The sequence below is a fragment of the Microcystis sp. M_OC_Ca_00000000_C217Col genome (assembly GCF_007095585.1).
GTDB lineage: Bacteria > Cyanobacteriota > Cyanobacteriia > Cyanobacteriales > Microcystaceae > Microcystis > Microcystis panniformis.
Window position 1 is genome coordinate 28003 of the sequence record NZ_SFBV01000026.1, and the last position, 18025, is coordinate 46027.

General features: G+C 42.0%; 19 protein-coding genes. 6 read left to right on the forward strand and 13 right to left on the reverse strand.

Annotated features, from left to right (window positions below; all coding sequences use genetic code 11):
• Nucleotides 1–267: 267 nt before the first annotated feature.
• A complete protein-coding gene (locus EWV66_RS01420; RefSeq protein WP_052275491.1) occupies nt 268–888 on the reverse strand; it encodes a GNAT family N-acetyltransferase in 621 nt (206 codons plus the stop codon).
• 307 nt (nt 889–1195) lie between these two features.
• On the opposite strand from EWV66_RS01420, the gene EWV66_RS01425 reads away from it, so the two are divergent.
• Complete coding sequence (locus EWV66_RS01425) at nt 1196–2437, forward strand: AmpG family muropeptide MFS transporter (protein ID WP_287108613.1); 1242 nt, start codon at nt 1196–1198, stop codon at nt 2435–2437.
• A gap of 28 nt (nt 2438–2465) precedes the next feature.
• Here EWV66_RS01425 and EWV66_RS01430 read toward each other — a convergent pair whose 3' ends face one another.
• Nucleotides 2466–3890, reverse strand: coding sequence for a PP2C family protein-serine/threonine phosphatase (locus EWV66_RS01430; protein ID WP_287108614.1), 1425 nt, complete (start codon nt 3888–3890; stop codon nt 2466–2468).
• 459 nt (nt 3891–4349) lie between these two features.
• Between EWV66_RS01430 and EWV66_RS01435 the strand changes: the two genes are divergently transcribed.
• Complete coding sequence (locus tag EWV66_RS01435) at nt 4350–5000, forward strand: nitroreductase family protein (protein ID WP_190719405.1); 651 nt, start codon at nt 4350–4352, stop codon at nt 4998–5000.
• Nucleotides 5001–5009: 9 nt separating this feature from the next.
• Nucleotides 5010–6425 carry a mechanosensitive ion channel domain-containing protein gene (locus EWV66_RS01440; RefSeq protein WP_072924413.1) on the forward strand — a complete coding sequence of 472 codons (1416 nt, stop codon included), beginning with the start codon at nt 5010–5012 and terminating at the stop codon, nt 6423–6425.
• Between the two features lie 318 nt (nt 6426–6743).
• Here EWV66_RS01440 and EWV66_RS01445 read toward each other — a convergent pair whose 3' ends face one another.
• The 8 genes from EWV66_RS01445 to EWV66_RS01480 form a co-directional block, all read right to left on the reverse strand.
• A complete protein-coding gene (locus tag EWV66_RS01445; RefSeq protein ID WP_052275486.1) occupies nt 6744–7526 on the reverse strand; it encodes a hypothetical protein in 783 nt (260 codons plus the stop codon).
• The gene (locus EWV66_RS01450; protein ID WP_052275485.1) at nt 7523–8743 is read right to left on the reverse strand and encodes a hypothetical protein; all 1221 of its coding nucleotides are present in this window, start codon (nt 8741–8743) and stop codon (nt 7523–7525) included. Before EWV66_RS01450 ends, EWV66_RS01445 begins: the two co-directional genes overlap by 4 nt.
• A gap of 5 nt (nt 8744–8748) precedes the next feature.
• Nucleotides 8749–9141 carry a MerR family transcriptional regulator gene (locus EWV66_RS01455; protein WP_052275484.1) on the reverse strand — a complete coding sequence of 131 codons (393 nt, stop codon included), beginning with the start codon at nt 9139–9141 and terminating at the stop codon, nt 8749–8751.
• Between the two features lie 85 nt (nt 9142–9226).
• Nucleotides 9227–9781 (reverse strand): phycobiliprotein lyase, encoded by a 555-nt coding sequence (locus tag EWV66_RS01460; RefSeq protein ID WP_052275483.1) that lies wholly within the window; start codon nt 9779–9781, stop codon nt 9227–9229.
• Nucleotides 9782–9813: 32 nt separating this feature from the next.
• Entirely contained in the window at nt 9814–10791 is a 978-nt protein-coding gene (locus EWV66_RS01465) for a glycosyltransferase family 2 protein (protein ID WP_002788256.1), read from the reverse strand.
• 29 nt (nt 10792–10820) lie between these two features.
• Entirely contained in the window at nt 10821–12038 is a 1218-nt protein-coding gene (locus tag EWV66_RS01470) for a glycosyltransferase family 4 protein (protein ID WP_287108620.1), read from the reverse strand.
• Between the two features lie 2 nt (nt 12039–12040).
• The gene (locus EWV66_RS01475; RefSeq protein WP_002770602.1) at nt 12041–13000 is read right to left on the reverse strand and encodes a GDP-mannose 4,6-dehydratase; all 960 of its coding nucleotides are present in this window, start codon (nt 12998–13000) and stop codon (nt 12041–12043) included.
• 14 nt (nt 13001–13014) lie between these two features.
• Nucleotides 13015–13935 carry a glycosyltransferase family 2 protein gene (locus EWV66_RS01480; protein WP_052275481.1) on the reverse strand — a complete coding sequence of 307 codons (921 nt, stop codon included), beginning with the start codon at nt 13933–13935 and terminating at the stop codon, nt 13015–13017.
• A 265-nt stretch (nt 13936–14200) separates the two neighbouring features.
• On the opposite strand from EWV66_RS01480, the gene EWV66_RS01485 reads away from it, so the two are divergent.
• Together EWV66_RS01485 and folB are read left to right on the forward strand one after the other, a co-directional pair.
• The gene (locus EWV66_RS01485) at nt 14201–15184 is read left to right on the forward strand and encodes a glycosyltransferase family 2 protein (protein ID WP_287108622.1); all 984 of its coding nucleotides are present in this window, start codon (nt 14201–14203) and stop codon (nt 15182–15184) included.
• A gap of 224 nt (nt 15185–15408) precedes the next feature.
• A complete protein-coding gene (gene folB / locus EWV66_RS01490) occupies nt 15409–15765 on the forward strand; it encodes a dihydroneopterin aldolase (RefSeq protein ID WP_002770608.1) in 357 nt (118 codons plus the stop codon).
• Here folB and EWV66_RS01495 read toward each other — a convergent pair.
• On the reverse strand, nt 15752–16294 hold the full coding sequence (locus EWV66_RS01495; RefSeq protein WP_002759793.1) for an NADPH-dependent FMN reductase: 543 nt from the start codon (nt 16292–16294) through the stop codon (nt 15752–15754). The two genes, folB and EWV66_RS01495, sit on opposite strands and share 14 nt — an antisense overlap.
• A gap of 160 nt (nt 16295–16454) precedes the next feature.
• On the opposite strand from EWV66_RS01495, the gene EWV66_RS01500 reads away from it, so the two are divergent.
• Complete coding sequence (locus tag EWV66_RS01500; RefSeq protein WP_002759792.1) at nt 16455–16781, forward strand: antibiotic biosynthesis monooxygenase family protein; 327 nt, start codon at nt 16455–16457, stop codon at nt 16779–16781.
• Here the strand turns inward: EWV66_RS01500 and EWV66_RS01505 are convergent.
• On the reverse strand, nt 16778–17386 hold the full coding sequence (locus tag EWV66_RS01505) for a rhomboid family intramembrane serine protease (RefSeq protein WP_036401120.1): 609 nt from the start codon (nt 17384–17386) through the stop codon (nt 16778–16780). The two genes, EWV66_RS01500 and EWV66_RS01505, sit on opposite strands and share 4 nt — an antisense overlap.
• A 15-nt stretch (nt 17387–17401) precedes the next feature.
• Nucleotides 17402–18025: RNA-guided endonuclease InsQ/TnpB family protein (locus tag EWV66_RS01510; protein ID WP_287108625.1), on the reverse strand; the 624-nt coding region annotated here is incomplete at its 5' end.

An 18025-nucleotide genomic window follows, 5' to 3' on the forward strand; every position in this document is an offset into this window, starting at 1 on the left:
AAGATTATTAAACTAAGTGGGTTTTCTAGAGAGTTAGCAGATAATATAGCAGAATTTTTCCTTATAATTGTTCTGCATCGCAATTTTGTCGAAATATCTAGGGTTTGTTTCGTGGGAGCGGGGAAGTGGGGTGTGGGGTGTGGGGAAGTGGGGAAATGGGGAAGTGGGGAAATTGAACTAAAACCCCAAAACCCCAAAACCCCAAAACTCCAACCCCCAACACCTAAAACCTGTCTCGGAGTCTCCTATCTCCTATCTCCTATCTCCTCATTGGCTGATTTTCTTGTGCAGAAATAACTTTTGTGGTCGATTAAATAACCAATTGCTCAACCAACCGTCGGTTTTTTGCAGACGATAACCGCTACTTGAGTACAGTGACTGGGCCGCTAGATTATTATCGAGAACATGGAGGGAAAGTTCCTCAAAACCCCATTCTCTAGCGATCTGTTCACACTTGAGCAGCAATCTCCGGGCCAGACCGGCACGCCGGCGATCGGGACTAACGGCTAAATTAGAGATATAAGGAATGGGAACAGCTAAAAAAGAACTGGATTTTAAGCCGATTTCCGCCGTAGCGACAATAATTTCCTGAGAACCCGCAGCCGTGACGCTGGTTTGACTGACTACCAGACAGTGATAGTAAGGGGTATCGGCGCGCAATCGTCCCCGTAAGTCCTCGTAAATGCCCAATTTAAAGATAGGACGCAGAAAAGACCAATAATTGGCCGTGGGGAAAAAACTATCGGTGAGAATTTCCGCCAAGCTTTTGAGATCTTGGCTTTGGGCCAAACGCACCTCGATGGTAATGGTGGCATTGTCACCGGTCGCTTCCGAGTCGGAGGGATTAGACAATAGGTATGAGATAAAACAGGAGTCCACTTTAATCACAGGAGTCGGCAGGGAAGGTGGGGATGGCAGTCCTTATCTGGGAAAGGTAAATAGGGGTAGGAGCTAGTTGGGAGAATCAAGCATCTATCTTAAGGAGAATACCGCAATTTTTCAAGACTACTGAATCAAAATCTCATCCATTCTACTGCCTATAGCCCCAGTTGGGGGAAAGACCGCTATTTTTCGGGAATTTTTTTTGATCGCCGGGCTATGGTTAAGATGGGACGATGCCGGTCAGAACTAATTTCTTTCTTTTTGGGTCAATTAACTATATTCTTTAATCTAATCTATCCTCCTACCCCCCTCTATGATCAAAGAAATTTCCGCTTATTTGCAAGTGTTCCGCAGTCAAAAAATGGCGGCTTTGTTATTCTTAGGTTTCGCTTCTGGATTGCCCTTGTTGCTCACCAGTCGCACCCTGCAAGCTTGGATGACCACCGAAGGAGTTGATCTGAAATCGATCGGTTTATTTAGTTTAGTCGCTCTCCCCTACTCTCTTAAATTTCTTTGGTCTCCCTTACTCGATCGCTATCTTCCCCCGCTGCTTGGTCGTCGTCGCGGCTGGATTTTAATCGCTCAAATTTGTTTAACTTTAGCGATTGGTTTCATGGCTTTTCAACAACCGCAACGATCTTTAGAATTATTGGCAATTAATGCTTTACTGATCGCTTTTTTTAGTGCCAGCCAAGATATTGCCTATGATGCCTATCGCACAGATATTTTAGAAAAATGGGAGATGGGTGCTGGGGTGGCGATCGGGGTTTTAGGTTATCGTTTGGCTTTAATTTTAACTGGTTCGATCGCTTTAATTTTAGCCGATCTCTTTCCCTGGCCTCTCGTCTATCTTTTCCTAGCTGGATTGATGGCTTTAACGATTATTTGGTCTTTTTTCGCCCCAGCTACTCCCCCTAGAGATGATACTCCTCAAACTCTTTTAGAGGCAGTTTGGTTGCCTTTCCAAGAGTTTTTTCAACGCTATCGATTCGGTCAAGGAATCGGTATTCTCGCCTTTATTGTTCTCTATCGTTTAGGGGATGCTTTAGTTAATAATATGGTGACTCCTTTTCTCTTAAAAACTGGTTTCAGTCAAACCGATATCGGGGCGATCCAAGGGGGCATGGGCATGATAGCAACTATGGTGGGAGTTTTATTAGGTGGTTCCCTGTTAAGTCGTTGGGGAATTAATCGATCGCTCTGGATTTTTGGCGGCTTGCAAGCTATTAGTAATTTAGCCTATTTTATTTTAGCAAATTTAGGGCAAAATTATCCTTTTATGGTCTTAGCTATTAATATTGAAAACTTCTGCGGCGGCTTAGGCACTGCCGCTTTTGTGGCTTTTTTAATGAGTCTTTGCAATGCTCGTTTTACCGCTACTCAGTTCGCCCTTTTATCGAGTTTAATGGCCTTTAGTCGCGATATTTTAGTAGCTCCCGCCGGAGTTTTAGCCGAGGCAATCGGTTGGCAGTGGTTCTTTTTAATCACGGTAATTGCCGCTTTACCTGGGTTAGCTTTATTGCCTTTATTTGCTCCTTGGCAAGAGCCGAATTAGGCTAATTTATGAGCTAGGTAATGATAATTTATTCCTCCGATTTCACTCGCATAACTACTAAAGTCATATCGTCGCTACTGTCATTTCCCAACCCAGTAAAAGCGGCCACTTTTCCAAATAAATATTCTAGAATCTGTTCGGGATCGGTGTACTGTTGACAGGCTTCTTTAACTGCCGATAGCCAATTTTTCTGATCAAATCTTTCCCCTTTCGAGTTGACTGCATCGGTAAAGCCATCGGTGTAATAGATCAGCGTATCTCCCGCTTCTAATTGCACTTGGGCATCATCATAGATAGAATCGGCCTCTAAACCAACTAATGTCCCTTCCGTGTCGAGAGGCTCTAACTCTCCCCGTTTAGCCCGCCACCAGAGGGTGGGATAATGGGCAGCATTACTGTAGCCAAGACGGCGCGTCAGGGGATCATACTCGGAATAAAATAATGTCACGAAACGATGAGAATTATCGAGATCGGCATACATAACCCGATTGAGATGACGCAAAATCTGGGCCGGGGAGTGACGATTTAACACTTCCGCTCGCAACATTCCCCGGGTCATGGTCATCAATAATCCTGCTGGGACACCTTTACCCATGACATCACCGATGACTATACTCCAAGGAGCGGTACTGGCTTCCCTTTCCGCCTCCGTTGCCGGTTTAAATTGATCGTAGTTGCAGGGGATAAAATCATAATAGTCGCCACCAACGCGATTAGCCGTTTTGCAGTGGGCTGCCAATTCTACCCCCTGAATTTTCGGACATTGCCGGGGTAAAAGACGATTTTGGATTTCGGAAGCGATTTCTAACTCTCGATCCTGACGTTCCTTGGCCCGTAATTCGATCGTTAATTCATTATTAGCTATAGCCACCGCCGTTTGATCGGCCACTAGCTGCAGCAGTTTACGACGGGTGGGGGTCCAACCATAATCGGGATCGCGACTGAAAACGTATAAACGTCCCCGCTCACTATTTTTTACCAAAACAGGTGTACTATAAACCTGCGTACCCTGTCCGAGAGTTTGCCGGATTTTATGGTCGAGACTATCGAGAACCGATCGATTATTTTTATTCTCAAGTGCCGCTTCTTGGTTTAATTGTCGGATAATTGCCTCTAATTGTCGGCGTAGTTCCCCATTAATTTGATTATCTTGGCAATGCAGTTGATCAAGCGCCACTTGACCGTTATTTTTGCTCAAAATCAACGCCCCTCCTTCTGCATCTGCCACTCGTGCGGCCATCAGGGGGGTAAGATCGAGGAATTGGTTTAAATTATTGAAACTCCGCAGGGCAAAACCGAGGGAACTTAAGAGATTTTGAACTTTGTTTTGTTCGCGATATAAACTGGCTACCAACTCTTTTAAAGCTAAAATTGGCTTGATATCGGTATTTTGATCGCCCATATTGACGGTGGCAGTGGTGAGGGTGTCGCTCGGTTCCGGCTCAGAACGCATAAAATGATTTTTGTGGCGGTGACATGATTATAGCTAGATGGTCATTGGGTTATGACCTGTTTAAGTCTAACAGTATAGTGGATCTTTTCCTGACTGCCACAATTTAATCCTGATGTTTTACTATTTCTGTGGGTGCATCTCATTTTTGTCAATCTACTAAGTTGGGATTTTTCAGGGGAAACTCTCTTTTAAAATTGGGCATTACTTGCGATTTTATCACTCAATCCCAGCTTTTGGTGGGTTCTACCCCCCAAAAGCTGGAGCGCATTAGTTTTTCGGTGGGATGCTTACAGACAGCTGCTGATACATTTGTCATCATTTAAGTCACTGATAATTGCTGATTGTCGGTATTTCTGCAAATGTGAGATGCACCCCATTTCTGTTTTGTCACACCGAAGTCTGAGGCTGATAGCTTGACCCTATAATAATTAGGAATATGTAACTCAATCCATTGACTTTATGACCTTGCCTCTCGATGTTCCCACGGCGATCAATCAACGTCGTTCTATTAAAAATTTTACCACCGATCCGATCGCCCCAGAACTGCTGAAAACCCTAGTAGAATTAACCGTTGCCGCACCTAGTAGTTTCAACATCCAAGATTGGCGAATTATTTTAGTACAAGATGAGGCACAAAAGGCCGCTTTAGCCGAGGCCGCTTGGGGACAAAAGCAAATTATCCAAGCGCCGGTTACTTTTGTTTTCGCTGCCGATGCTGCCGCAGGAGGAGGAGATCTAACCCCCATCTATGAACAGGCTCTCAGTACAGGTGCCTGGAACGAAGGCACGGTAAAATATTTTCAACAGGCAATCCCGGGATTTCACAGGGATTTGGGCGAAAAAACCCGGGAATACGCGATTAAAGATGCCATGATCGCCGCTACTCATCTGGTTTTGGCTGCCGAAAGTCTCGGTTTATCTAGTTGTTTTCTCAACGGTTGGATCGAGGACAAGGTAAAAGCTGTCATTGGTGCTGCCGATCATCCCCATCTGGCGATCGCTGTTGTCGTTCCCATCGGTTACGCGGCGGAACCACGGCTTAATCCGGGGCGTTTACCCTTAGATTACAATGTTTTTGTGGATCGCTTGGGTAATCCCTATCAAATCTAAACTTTAGCGATGACTTTCTCTCCCTCAGCTTGGTTAACGCCCTTTTTTTACACTCCCCTTTGGCGCGCTGGGGGTGTGTCCATCACTCTCGGTTGGATTATTGGTACTCTTGTACTGTTTATTCTTGTCACCTGTCTGACGATCGCTTTTAAAAGTTTACTAAAAAATCGTCTGCTGAAAAGTATCGGTTTTGATGAGGGTAATCGAGAAGCGATCGCAACTCTGGCTAGTTTTGCTTTTGGGGCTTTTGGTTATATTATCGCCCTACAATTGACTGGATTCAATCTCGCTTCGATCGCTGTTTTAGCCGGTGGTTTGGGGGTGGGTATCGGTTTCGGTTTGCAGGAGTTAACCAAAAATCTCACCAGTGGTTTAACTTTGTTGGTGGAACGCAAGTTAAAAGTGGGCGATTTTATCGAATTTGAGCAAACAAAGGGTTATATCCGGGAAATATCGATTCGTTCCACCACCATTCGCACTGTTGATGGTGCAGAGTTAATCGTTCCTAACACAATCCTAACTAGCAATCGCGTCCAGAATTGGCATTATACCGACTCGCGCATTCGAGTCATTGTACCGGTGGGAGTTGCCTACGGTACGGATCCTTTGATAGTAACGGAAATTCTGCTGCAATCAGCCTATATGTCGGGAGAAATTGCCTTTAATCCGCTTCCCAAGGTGATTTTTAACGGTTTTGGTGATAGTGCTTTAAATTTTGAGTTGTGGGTATGGGTGGAAAAAGTCGAACAGGCCGTTTTTCTGAGAAGTTCCCTACACTTCATTATCGAGCATAATCTGCGTCATCGGGGCATAACGATTCCTTTTCCCCAGCGAGAGTTATGGTTGCATAATACCGACAGTTTTGAGGCAGTTAAGGAACAGGATCAGGAGATAGTTAAACCTTCAAAACCGCTATCGTTAAAAGAAATGTTATTGGAGGTGAGTTACTTTAAACATTTTAACGATCTGCAATTGCGTGTATTAATTGAAATGGGTTGTCGTAAACATCTCCAGGACGGGGATATTTTAATTAGACAGGGAGAAAGAGCTAATTATTTCTGTATTGTTTTGCAGGGACAAGTGGATGCTTTTTATGAAAACGATAAAATCAGTCGTAAAATTTTTACTTTTAATAAAGGTCAATATTTTGGGGAATTACCGTTAATATTAGAGGTTCCCTATCCCACCACTATGCAAGCAGTGGGGGAAACCTTGTTATTTTTGCTCGATCGTCAGGGGTTTCAGCATCTTATCACTACTTATCCGGCTCTAGCGGAGGAATTCACTCAGGCACTCACCCAACGTCAAGAGGAATTGCGCGAATGTCAGCAGAAATTGGGAGAAATGGGGCTTTTAGACTCGGAAGACCTGAAAAATCCCGTCTCTTGGCTGCGACAACGGTTAAAGAGCTTTTTTGCGACTTAAAAGGGAATGACAACAGATTTACAGCCTTTTTTCTCTAGCAGTTATCCTAATGATGAGGTACGAAGCTGAGAATAGGGAGTCGCTACCTGCGGACAACTGATCAGATATCCCTGTTGTTTTCAGGGATGAGAAGATGTGGACGTCCAAACCCCCTCGTACTCCCAGTCAAACCAAAATTTAAGTTATAAGCTAAACGGCACTTAACCTGCATGATCCAATAGCTATAACCCTTTTGGAGTCTATATCGGTGATCCGAAGTAAAAGCCGTTTAGCTTACTTCATCTATTTTAGCTTTTAAGAGCAGGCTAGGGAAAAATCCTAAAATCCGAAAGAATAACCGATTTTTAGCTTTAATTGACTTTGATCATTGCCATTAGTGGCAATATCTCCCTCGATACCCCAATCGATCACACCTTGGCGATTAATTTGCTGACGAATTCCCATACCAGTGCGAATTAAAACGCCACCATTACTATTATCGCCGGTAATTACGCCCAATTCTGCTAAAAAAGTGCGATCAAAACGTTTCGGATAACCAATCGGTCGCGAATAACCGAGAATTGCTGCCGGGGAAAAAGCTCGATCGCCGTTATCGGGGTCAGTTTTTATGTTTAAATCGAGATTAAGATGCACGCGATCGAATTGACCAACAGTTTTACTAGCAATTCCCCGCAGACGAAAATCTAATCCCCTAGCATTATTTCCCGTCGGTAATCCTAAATCGGTACGAATGGCAAAAGCGGGAACATTATCGTATTCTCGATTGAAATTATAGAAAAAACCTACAGATAAATTTCCCACATCAAAATCCGTATCATCACTATTAACTCGTCCTCCCACTTGCGGATCGATGCCGATAATAATGTGACCATTGCGAATAATACCGTTGAGGTATTCAATATCAAACTCACCCCCAAGATTACTATTTTCAGGAAAGACTAGACTTCCTCCAAATTCTATCGATTGTTCCCCAAAACCAAGACTTTCAGCATCATCAAAAGAAAGGGGACGACCGGAATCAAGATTGTTATGATCGTTGGCAAAAACTGGATTAGTAAAACTGGCAACTAAACCCACAGCAATTAATAAAAATCTTCTCATTTTTTCAGTTCCTCTTGATCATTGCTGTCATCAGGTTTTTTCTCCGTATTAGGAGGTTTTTCTGGAGAGTAATTTTCGTGGTTATGGTGTTGGTGATCTTCTTCCTCATGTCCCTGAGAATTATCAGGTTTTTTCTCAGAATTATCAGGATTATCGTGATTATGACCTTCGTGAGAAATATCTGTTGGCATTAATCCCATACCCGGAATTCCTGACTCAAAACGATGATCATGTAGTCCTTCACCACCATAATTTTTTCCTGCTGCCATTCCTTGATGATTAGCGGCCATTACTAACCAAATAGCGCGGGTAATTTGTTCGTCTTTTTGTTGGGGAGTTAGCCAAGCTGATGCCAGAATATCATTAACCATATCGTGCAACATATGCAGGTTATCAAAGGTGTTAGATATTGCGGGAAAACGTCGGGCAAACTTGGGACTAAGTTCGGCAAACATCGGCATAAAAGCTCGATCGGTGCGATACAATTCCTGACTATGGTATTGTTTTCCTACCTGTTTATAAGCTTGTTTTTGTTCTTCTAGCGTCTTCTCATAGAGCAAGTCATACATTGTTCCTTGTAACCAATGGTAGCCCCAAAATAAGCCATTAACTTTCGGATATTTCTGGCGAAAGGCTTTAGAATAAGGCTGGGAATCCAGATAACCCATATTCATGGGTAATCCCGTAATCGCATAGGGAACTTTTGTCAAGTAAAATTGATATAATTTTTCAATTTCCGCCTCTTTTTCCTTGTTGGTTAATTTGCTGCTGGCTAAAACATCAACGGTTTGAGCATGGAAAATATGCGCCCACTCGAAAACCTGTTCTAAAACACCGTATTTTCTGCCAAAAGTTGGGGAAATATTACCCTCATCGGGCATAAATTTAGGCGGATTTTTTAAAACCCAATTAATTTTTTGGTATGTCTTAGTTTCTAAATCTTTCGCTTTTCCTGTTACGATATCTTCGTAGGCAAAGGCATGACCAACAGCGATCGCATTCAAGTCTAAAGCTAAATCTCTGACATTATAAATGGCATTGTTATAAACCCCTCTTTGGGGATAAATATGATTACGTTGCTTGTTATACATCCAAGCTGGTATATTATCAGGAATTGCTTGTAAAGTCTGAGTTTGAGGTGAATCAAGATGTAAATGTTGAGCAATGACAGGAGTAGAAATCATTGCTACAGTTACCAATAAAATTAACTTTTTCATGATAGTTAAACCTTGAGATTAGGGCAAATAAATTGATCGTCTTTTACTGGTGTATCCGTCCATCCTTGCAGGGTTTCGGTTAATTGTTGACGCAATAAAAGCAATTGTTCCACTTGTTGATCGATCTCAGCAATATGTTTAATTAATTTTTCTTGAATATCTCCACAGGGTAACTCACCATGGTCATGAATTACTAAACATTCGCGGATCTCTTGCAGACTTAAACCCAAAGATTGTAATCTTTTGACAAACAGCAAGCGATGGACAGTATCGGGAGTAAATAGGCGAAATTGTCCCTCTGTCCTCTCAGGGGACTGAATTAGTCCTAATTCCTCGTAATAACGAATCGTTTTAATTGAAACACCACTTTCTAGGGAAAGTTGACCGATTTTGAGCATTATTTTTGCTCCTTAATCCTATCGTTACCCTATTATAAAATCTCCCCCTGACTGGAGAATCAAGGGGGGGGAAAGAAATATTTTTTTAACTGACTTTACACTCAACTCCAAAACCGACCAAGAGAACTTTTTCCAAGGGTTCCCCCTCCTTGGGACGTTGATAGTTAATAATTTTGCGAATTCGCAGGTCTGGATTGATTAAAGTAATTGAATCCACGGAAACACTGCGAGTATAATTGGTGGTCATTAATAACTCTCTGGTAGTGGAATCAAAGCGAAAAGCGGAGATAATTGGTCTTGCTTCTTCGTAGGCGCGATCACGAAGATAATCCCCTTCTAAATAACCGTTATTTTCTGCTTTAACCACAAATAAAAGATTAAGATTTTGTCGCACTTCTTCCCCTTTTTCCGAGATGGTATAGAAACCTAAATTAAACCCGGGGATACTTTCTAAATCCGCAATATCAGGATAGTTATTATCTGTCAGAACTTTCTGTTTAATCTCTCTGGTGAGGGGTTGAATGAGGAATTCAGTACGGGAACGTTCCACTTCTTGAGCAGCTAGATAATGATAGGTTCTTTCCGTTTGCCAACTACCGACACAATAGGCAAAAAATTGCTGAAAAACTTCGGTATTCATAAATTTAACTCTCCTCATGTCATATCTTAATTTTAAGTTATTTTATCAGTAACTTGTTCCCTATTTTCAAAACCATAACAATCTCGAACAAGATAAAGTGGCCTACCCTTGACTTCCTCATAAACCCTGCCAATATATTCGCCAATAATACCAAGAGTCAGTAATTGAATTCCTCCTAAAAATAGGACAGCAACCATCAGAGAAGCGTATCCAGGTACATCGATTCCTAAAATAATAGTCCTGAGAATTAAAAAACTAGCATAAACAAGACTAATAAATGCAATGATAAATCCTACATAGGTCCAGACTTTCAGAGGTAAAAAACTAAAGGAGGTAATACCATCAAGGGCAAAATTCCATAATTTCCAGTAATTCCATTTAGTTTGTCCTTGATACCGGGGTTCTCGATCGAATAAAATTGATGTCTGTTTATATCCCACCCAAGCAAATATTCCTTTCATAAATCTTTGACGTTCGGGCATTTTTTTAATTGATTCTACCACTCGGCGATCAATCAAGCGAAAATCTCCCGTATTAGGGGGAATAGGAACGCGACTTAATTTATTAATGACTTGATAGAAACCTTCTGCTGTAAAACGTTTCAACCAACTTTCGCCAATTCTAACCCGACGGGACGCATAAACCACATCATAACCCTGCTGCCATTTTTCGATCATCTCGGCAATTAATTCGGGGGGATCTTGTAAATCAGCATCAATAGGAATGACTGCCATCCCTTGACTATAATCAATTCCTGCTGACATGGCGATATCTTTACCAAAATTACGGGATAAATTAACTACTTTAATTTGTGGATAACGTTGATGATATTCCACGAGATTTTTGAGAGTATTGTCACGACTCCCATCATTAACGCAAACAATCTCATAACTGGTATTTAGTGCCTCTAAAACTGCTAAAAGTCGCCGAAAGAGAGCATCGATATTTTCTTCTTCGTTATACAGAGGAACAACAACAGATATTTTTACAGGTATTTGATTTGATAGCATATTAATTGACAAAAAACTAGAGAAATTTCCTAACAAATGTCAGCAATTAAAACTTGTTCATACTTACCTGCTGCTTGTTGCCAAGTATATTTATCTTCGATTAACTTGCGAGCATTTCTAGATAATTTTTCTCGCAACTCTGCCGATTCAAAAAGACTACTAATCGCCGTACAATATTCCTCAATACTATTAGCTCTTAAGGCTACTATAGGAACATTATTTCCTGCCACTGTTAATCCTTCTAAACCTCGATCGCTGGCCACCACTGGCACCCCCGCCGCCATGGATTCTAGGGTTTTGAACTTCATTCCAAAACCCGTTCTTAGGGGAATAACTGCCACAGTTGCCTGATGAAGATAGGTGGTCATTGATGGTACTCGTCCCGTCACAATCACTCCTTTTAACTTAGTTAATTCTTGCACTTCTAGGGATGGATTAGCACCGACTAGAGTTAAAGTAGTATCGGGGTAAGTAAGTTGAATACGAGGTAAAATTTCTCTAGCTAAAAAACAGGCCGCATCGATATTAACCCAATAATCTAAACCACCGATAAACACTAAATTATGTCCCGCAGCATCCTGGGAACGATAGGGAAACAAATCTAAATCTACTGCATTAGGAATTAAATAAATCTCTCCATTGGGGGCAAATTCTTCCATTTGTTTTTGATCCTCATCGGTGGTGACGACAATTTTTGAGAATTTCTGCACAGTTTTTTGTTCGTAGCGACGCAGGAGAGGAAGGTAGAGACGATCCCGTAATTCTTGACTAGAAACCCCAATTTCTAATTGACTTTTGCAGGTTTGATAGAGGGAACTATGCACATCAATTACTGTCCTAATTTGCTGTTGCCATTGGGGACGAATATAAATTTCATTAACACTATGTTCGCTGGTAATTACTGAGAATTTTTGACTCTTAACTGCCCTATCTATCCAGTTCTGCATCTCTTGAGAATAGCCAAAAAGTACATTGGGAGGGGTTCCCGTTCCCAGGAATTGAGCTAATCTTTGCAGTTTAGCAATTATTCCAGTTTTGGCATCTTGAGGACGGGGAAAAACTACCAATTTACTAACAAAGTTACCTAACTTTTCTACCTCCTCATCTCCGACATCAGCAGTACGCTGAACGATGAGAGTAATATCATGATTTTTGCTGAGATGCTTGAGTAAATTAAAAGTTCTGCCCTGAGTTCCTCCTTTGCTAGGTGGATAGGGAAAGGTGGAACTAATCATTAAGATATTCATAGCTATTTTTCTAAACGATTTTCTACCATCATGCGGACAATATCGGTCATTTTGTATTGTGCTTGCCAACCTAATTTTTCCTTAGCTTTGTTGGGATTGCCACGACTAATGGCTAAATCTGTTGGTCTTAATAAACTTCGATCGGAAATTACATGATCTGGCCAATTTAAGCCCACAGTAGCAAAAGCTGTGGCGACAAAATCCTCTAGTTTTGAACTTTCTCCCGTGGCAATGACGTAATCATCGGGTTGCTCCTGTTGCAGCATTAAATACATCGCTTCAACGTACTCCGGCGCCCAACCCCAATCCCTTTGAATATCCATATTTCCTAGTTGCAAAGTTTCAGGACTTCCCTGGGCAATTCTAGCCACGGCAGCGATAATTTTTTGGGTGACAAAGCGCTCGGGACGCAGGGGAGATTCATGATTGAAAAGTATGCCTGAACAGGCAAAAATTCCGTAGGCTTCTCGATAATTAGCCACTTCCCAAAAAGCCGCCGATTTAGCCACAGCGTAGGGACTGCGAGGACGAAAAGGGGTATTTTCGTCGGCAGAATTATCGCCGATATCCCCGAAACATTCACTCGATCCGGCATTATATAATTTAATTTTTGCTCCAGTAAATCGAATTGCTTCTAAGAGATTTAAGGTTCCCGTGGCAATACTTTCTAAGGTTTCCACTGGCTGCTCAAAAGATAAACCCACAGAACTTTGTCCAGCCAAATTATAGACCTCATCCGGCTGAATTTTAATTAAGACCTGTAGGACACTGCGAAAGTCGTTCAGTGCCATCGATTCTAGTTTTACCTGTTCCTTGATTCCCAAACGTTTCAGGTTACTAAAAGATGACATTTGGGCATCCCGGGAGGTGCCACAAACTGTATAGCCTGCTTTTAACAGTAATTCGGCTAGGTAGGCTCCATCCTGCCCCGATATACCACAAATTAACGCTTTTTTACTCATTTATTTACAAAAATTTACTTTTGAGGGTTTAACATCGCCTTGGCGGCTTCGCTTAAATAACCGATTTGTCCATAGGCATAGAGAAGATTATCAAAGCTTTTAGCAGGATCATTGATAAATTTGACAGATTTAACCAATCCTCTCACCAAACGCTCACCTCCTCGCCTAAATTGAGCCAATCCCGTTCTTCCTGCCACTTCTTCCCGGTAGTGTTCGCTGATGCCTTGCCACCAACTGCGACGCATAAACCATTGACGATTGATTCTTTCTGGGGCAACATTGTGTTCCACCAGTGCTGCGGGAAAATAGCCCACTTGCCATCCCTGGGCCAGTGCCAGTTCTGTAGTGTATAATTCCTCGTTAGATAGAAGTTTTTTGCCAATTCTTCCCAAATTAGGGTCAAAACCGCCAATCTTCTCCAAGAAATCTCGCCGAATTGAGTAATTAACCCCTCGCGGAGTTAAATTCGCTTGGCTGATATATACCACATTGTCGCCCAAATCGAAAGCCCCTAAACCCGCTGCTAACTGATCGGATAACCAATTGGGTTGACTGTAGCCTTGCGGCCAAATTAAGGTGACTTTTCCCCCCGCTACTGCCAGTTTTTCGTTATTTTCGTAGGCATTTAACAGAATTTGCAACCATTGACGACTAGCGATCGCATCGTCATCCAAATAGGCTAAAATCGGCGCTCTAGTTTCCTTCGCCCCGCGATTTCTGGCGGTAGATAGCCCTAAAATAGGTTCGTAAACGTATTTTAGCCGCCCATCTCCCAGACGTGACTGGGCCACTTGACGGGTTTTATCGGTAGATGCGTTATCAACCACTAAAATCTCACAATCTGGGCAGGTTTGCGCTAAAAGACTATCGATCGCTGCTGCTAGGTAGTGATCGCGGTTGTGGGTACAGATAATCCCTGCTATTTTAGGAGCCATGGCTATCAAGGTTACTCATTCAATACCCTAAAACTTAACATTCCTTTGCAAAAATGTAAAAATGCTTGAGGAGACTCCGAGACAGGACACAGGAGACAGGAGATTGCTTTTTACTTATAGAGTTTCTCGTAAAGATGAAGTATAACCTAATTTGGTATTGACGACCGACTCCCCAAAAGGAAAACTTCCTATCTCACCATGAAGATAACTGCTATAACACTCTCCACTGATAACTGATAACTGATTACTGATAACTGAAAATATTATGCCGAAAGTAACTATTTGTATTCCCACCTATAACCGCGCCGATTATCTCACCTATTCGATTAATACTGTCTTGCGGCAGACTTATGAAGATTTTGAGTTAATTGTTTGTGATGATGGTTCTTCTGATCATACCCCAGAAGTGGTGGCAGCATTTCAGGATTCGAGAATAATTTATCTGCGTCATCCCCAAAATCTTGGTAGAAGTTTAAATATGGGATCAGGTTTTACGGCTGCTCGGGGAGAATATTTTATTAAATTCGATGATGATGATGGACTAACTCCTGAATTTTTAGCGAAAACTGTACCTATTTTAGAGCAAGAAAAAAACGTTGATTTTGTCTGTACTGATCACTGGATTATTGATAAATTTGGACAAAAAGTTACAGCTGCCACCCAAGAAAATTCATCGAAATGGGGCAAAGACAGATTACAACAAGGGATTATTCCTGATTTACAAAGACAAACTTTTTCCTATCAAAGTTTACAGGTGGGTTCGACTCTTTTTCGTTATCAATCTTTAGTCGATGTGGATTATATGCGCTCTCAAGCGGATGGTTGTGAAGATTTTGATTTATTAGTGCGTTTAGCTTTAGCGGGAAAACAAGCTTATTTTCTGCCAGAATTATTAATGGAATATCGTTTCCATGGCGGTCAAACTAGCTTAAAACAAGCGGTTCACTTTTTGCAAGCAAAACTGTTTTGTACAGAAAGTTATCACTTTAATGATGTAAAATTAGAAGAAGAAAGAGTAAAAAAAACGGCTTTTTTACAGGAATCTTTGGGAATAAAATTAATTGAAAAGGGAGAAAACGAAGCCGGGCGAGTTTTAATAGAAAAAGCCTCGCAATTGTCAGGAAAATCCCGACGGGCTAGACTGGGTTTACTGCTTTCCTATTTACCTCTGAACTTGAGACAACTGGCTTTTCAAGGTTTCCGTCAACTACGCTCCAAAGATTACACCGAACAGGTAAGAGCCGTCTAAACTATAATTTATAAGTAGTCATGCAAAATTAATTACCTGCCCGATCGAGCTAAAACCCTTACGGGGCAATGATCGTCATGTGTAAATAATTTTGCCTAGGTACTTAGCAGTTATCCTAATGGTCGGGTAGGAAGTTTTCATTTTGGGGAGTGGGTCGTCGATACCAAATTAGGTTACACTTCATCTTTGTGACCAACGCTGCCAGTTTTTTAATTTAACTATCTATGGATACTATTCACGTTACAGGAATTCGGGCCTACGGTTACACAGGATATCTGGCCGAAGAACAGGTTTTAGGTCAATGGTTTGAGGTGGATTTATCCCTAGAAGTTGACATCAGCATTGCTGGCAAAAGTGACGCGATTGAAGATACCCTAGATTATCGACAGGCGATCAAAATTGTCAAACACCAGATTGAAACCAGCAAATTTGCCCTAGTGGAAAAATTGGCCACAGTCATCGCTGAGGATATCCTAAAACTCGATCGAGTGCGACAGGTAAGAGTACAATTATCGAAACCTGCCGCCCCAATTCCCCATTTCACCGGTAAAATCACCATCGATATTACTAGATCCCGTTGAGTTTACGGGTATTATCGACTAAACTTCGCGCAAAAGCGTCAAAACGTTGGGAAAGCTTCTCGTCAAGGATTTTTCCGTCTTCGTTGAAGACTTTCCACGCTTGTCCTAAGCTAATTTGTTCGGGAATTACCCAAGCATGAACCCAACGGAGAATGATTCTTAAGTCATTTAGGGCGTTACTATTGGATTGGCCGCCTAAAACACTGATTAATCCAGCAACCTTTCCCGATAACTCCTCAAAACTCATTAAATCTAGGGCATTCTTCATCACACCACTGACACTGCCATGATACTCCGGTGTCGCCAAAATTAATCCCGCTGCCGATTTAACCGTTTGCTGCATTTTGGCCACATCGGGATAGTCAGAATAGTCATCTCCCCCGTTACAGAAGGGTAAAGAGAGTTTTCTCAGGTCAATTATCTCCGTTTCTACTCCTAACGCCTGTACTCGACTGATAGCAACTTCTAACGCCATCGCACTATAGGATCCTGGGCGTAAACTGCCATTAATACCAACAATTTTGATCATAGAACTTATACAAACTCATAACGACTACATATAAGCTAACAAAAAAAGAGACAATTGGGGAAGCTTAGTTAAAAAAATATGTCGATGGGGCGGAGGGGGCGATCGATCTAAGTTTTAATAGGAGTAGAAAGAAAGATTTATTCCATTTCCCCTCATTGCCATGCCAGAATTTCTCGATTTTCTCAAACATAAATATGCCTATGTGGCTATTGGTGAATTTAAACCGGGGTGTTTTTCCGAAGCCCAAAAACTCTACGAAAAAGCCGTTTCCACCTATTCCACGGGATTCCAGGGAGCTTTTCTGTTGCAAAAACCCGGAACCGATGAAGGAATTGCCGTGATCATCTGGGATAAAATCGATGATATGGAGGCAAATAAAAGCGAAGCCCACGAATTATTGCTGAAATCCATGGCTCCTCTGTTTGCGAAACCTCCTGTCACCGATTTTTACGAAGTATGTAGCGAGATAGAAGGTTCCCCCATTTAGGAATAATGTTTCTTTTCGGTGGCGATTAATTTGGCGGCTAAAACCCCGCCTAGGAAACCAAATAAATGTCCTTGCCAAGAAATCCCCGGACGGGAAGGCAAAACGCCCCAAATTGTGCCACCGTAGAGTAAAAAGACTAGAATTGACAAGAGTATAGAAGGAATATTTCTTTGGAAATAGCCCCGCAGTAATAAAAAACCTAAATAGCCAAAAATCAAGATACTTGCCCCGATATGGATGGATCCCGGAGCAGCAAATAACCAGACTCCTAACCCCCCCACCAGCATAGTCAACCCAGTCACAATAAAAAAGTCGCTGGTTTCCTGTAACATCACCAACCAACCGAGAATCAGGAAAGGAACCGTATTAGCAATAAGATGGGGAAAGTTACCGTGTAGGAAAGGTGCAAAGAGAATACCCCGCAATCCGATGACTTGATGGGGAATAATCCCGAAATTGTCTAAACTGCCCCGAAAAACAAATTGATCTAAAATCTCTAACAGCCAAAAAATCGCCACAAAGGTAGCGAGGATTATTGCTTGGGTTTTTATTTCTTGCCGTGATCCTTGACTCATAAGATTGATGGATGAGTTATTTTTTCCCATTTTGACTCTCCCCCGCTAACCGCTCGCGCGGTGTAGCGGGGGATTCTCGGTTCTTAGGCTTTTAACTAGATCGACTTGGTTTAACCGGTCGATCCCCGTCAAATCGCCTCCGCGAGCGTTTTCTAACACGGTCAGTCCGACCGCGTTTTTTCCCCGGTTCTCGATTACCTTTGCTGATGCCGTGTCTCTCGGTTCAATGTGGCCGCAAGAATCACACCGGTGAACTCTTTCTGATAACGCTTTTTTGCCGGTAATCGCGCCACAATTAGGACACTCTTGCGAAGTTCCGTTTTTATCAACCTTAAGATAATATTTTCCCCGTTTCCAAATAACAAACGGTAGTATCTCATTAATAAAACTACCGATGCCTGAATCCAGAGATTGTTTTCTAACGATCCCTCTAGACCAGGAAACGAAGTTAATATCTTCGACAAAGATATTATCAGCAAGATCACAAAGGTAATGAGCTAGTTTAAAGTGCCAATCTCTACGAGTATTAGACACTTTTTCGTGTAATCTTGCTATCTTCTCCTGAAGTTTTAACCAATTGCTAGAGCCTTTAGTTTTCCGTTTCAAGCGTCTTTGTAGCAATTTAAGCTTACTCTGTACTTTCAACAAAAATCGAGGGGCTTTGATTAA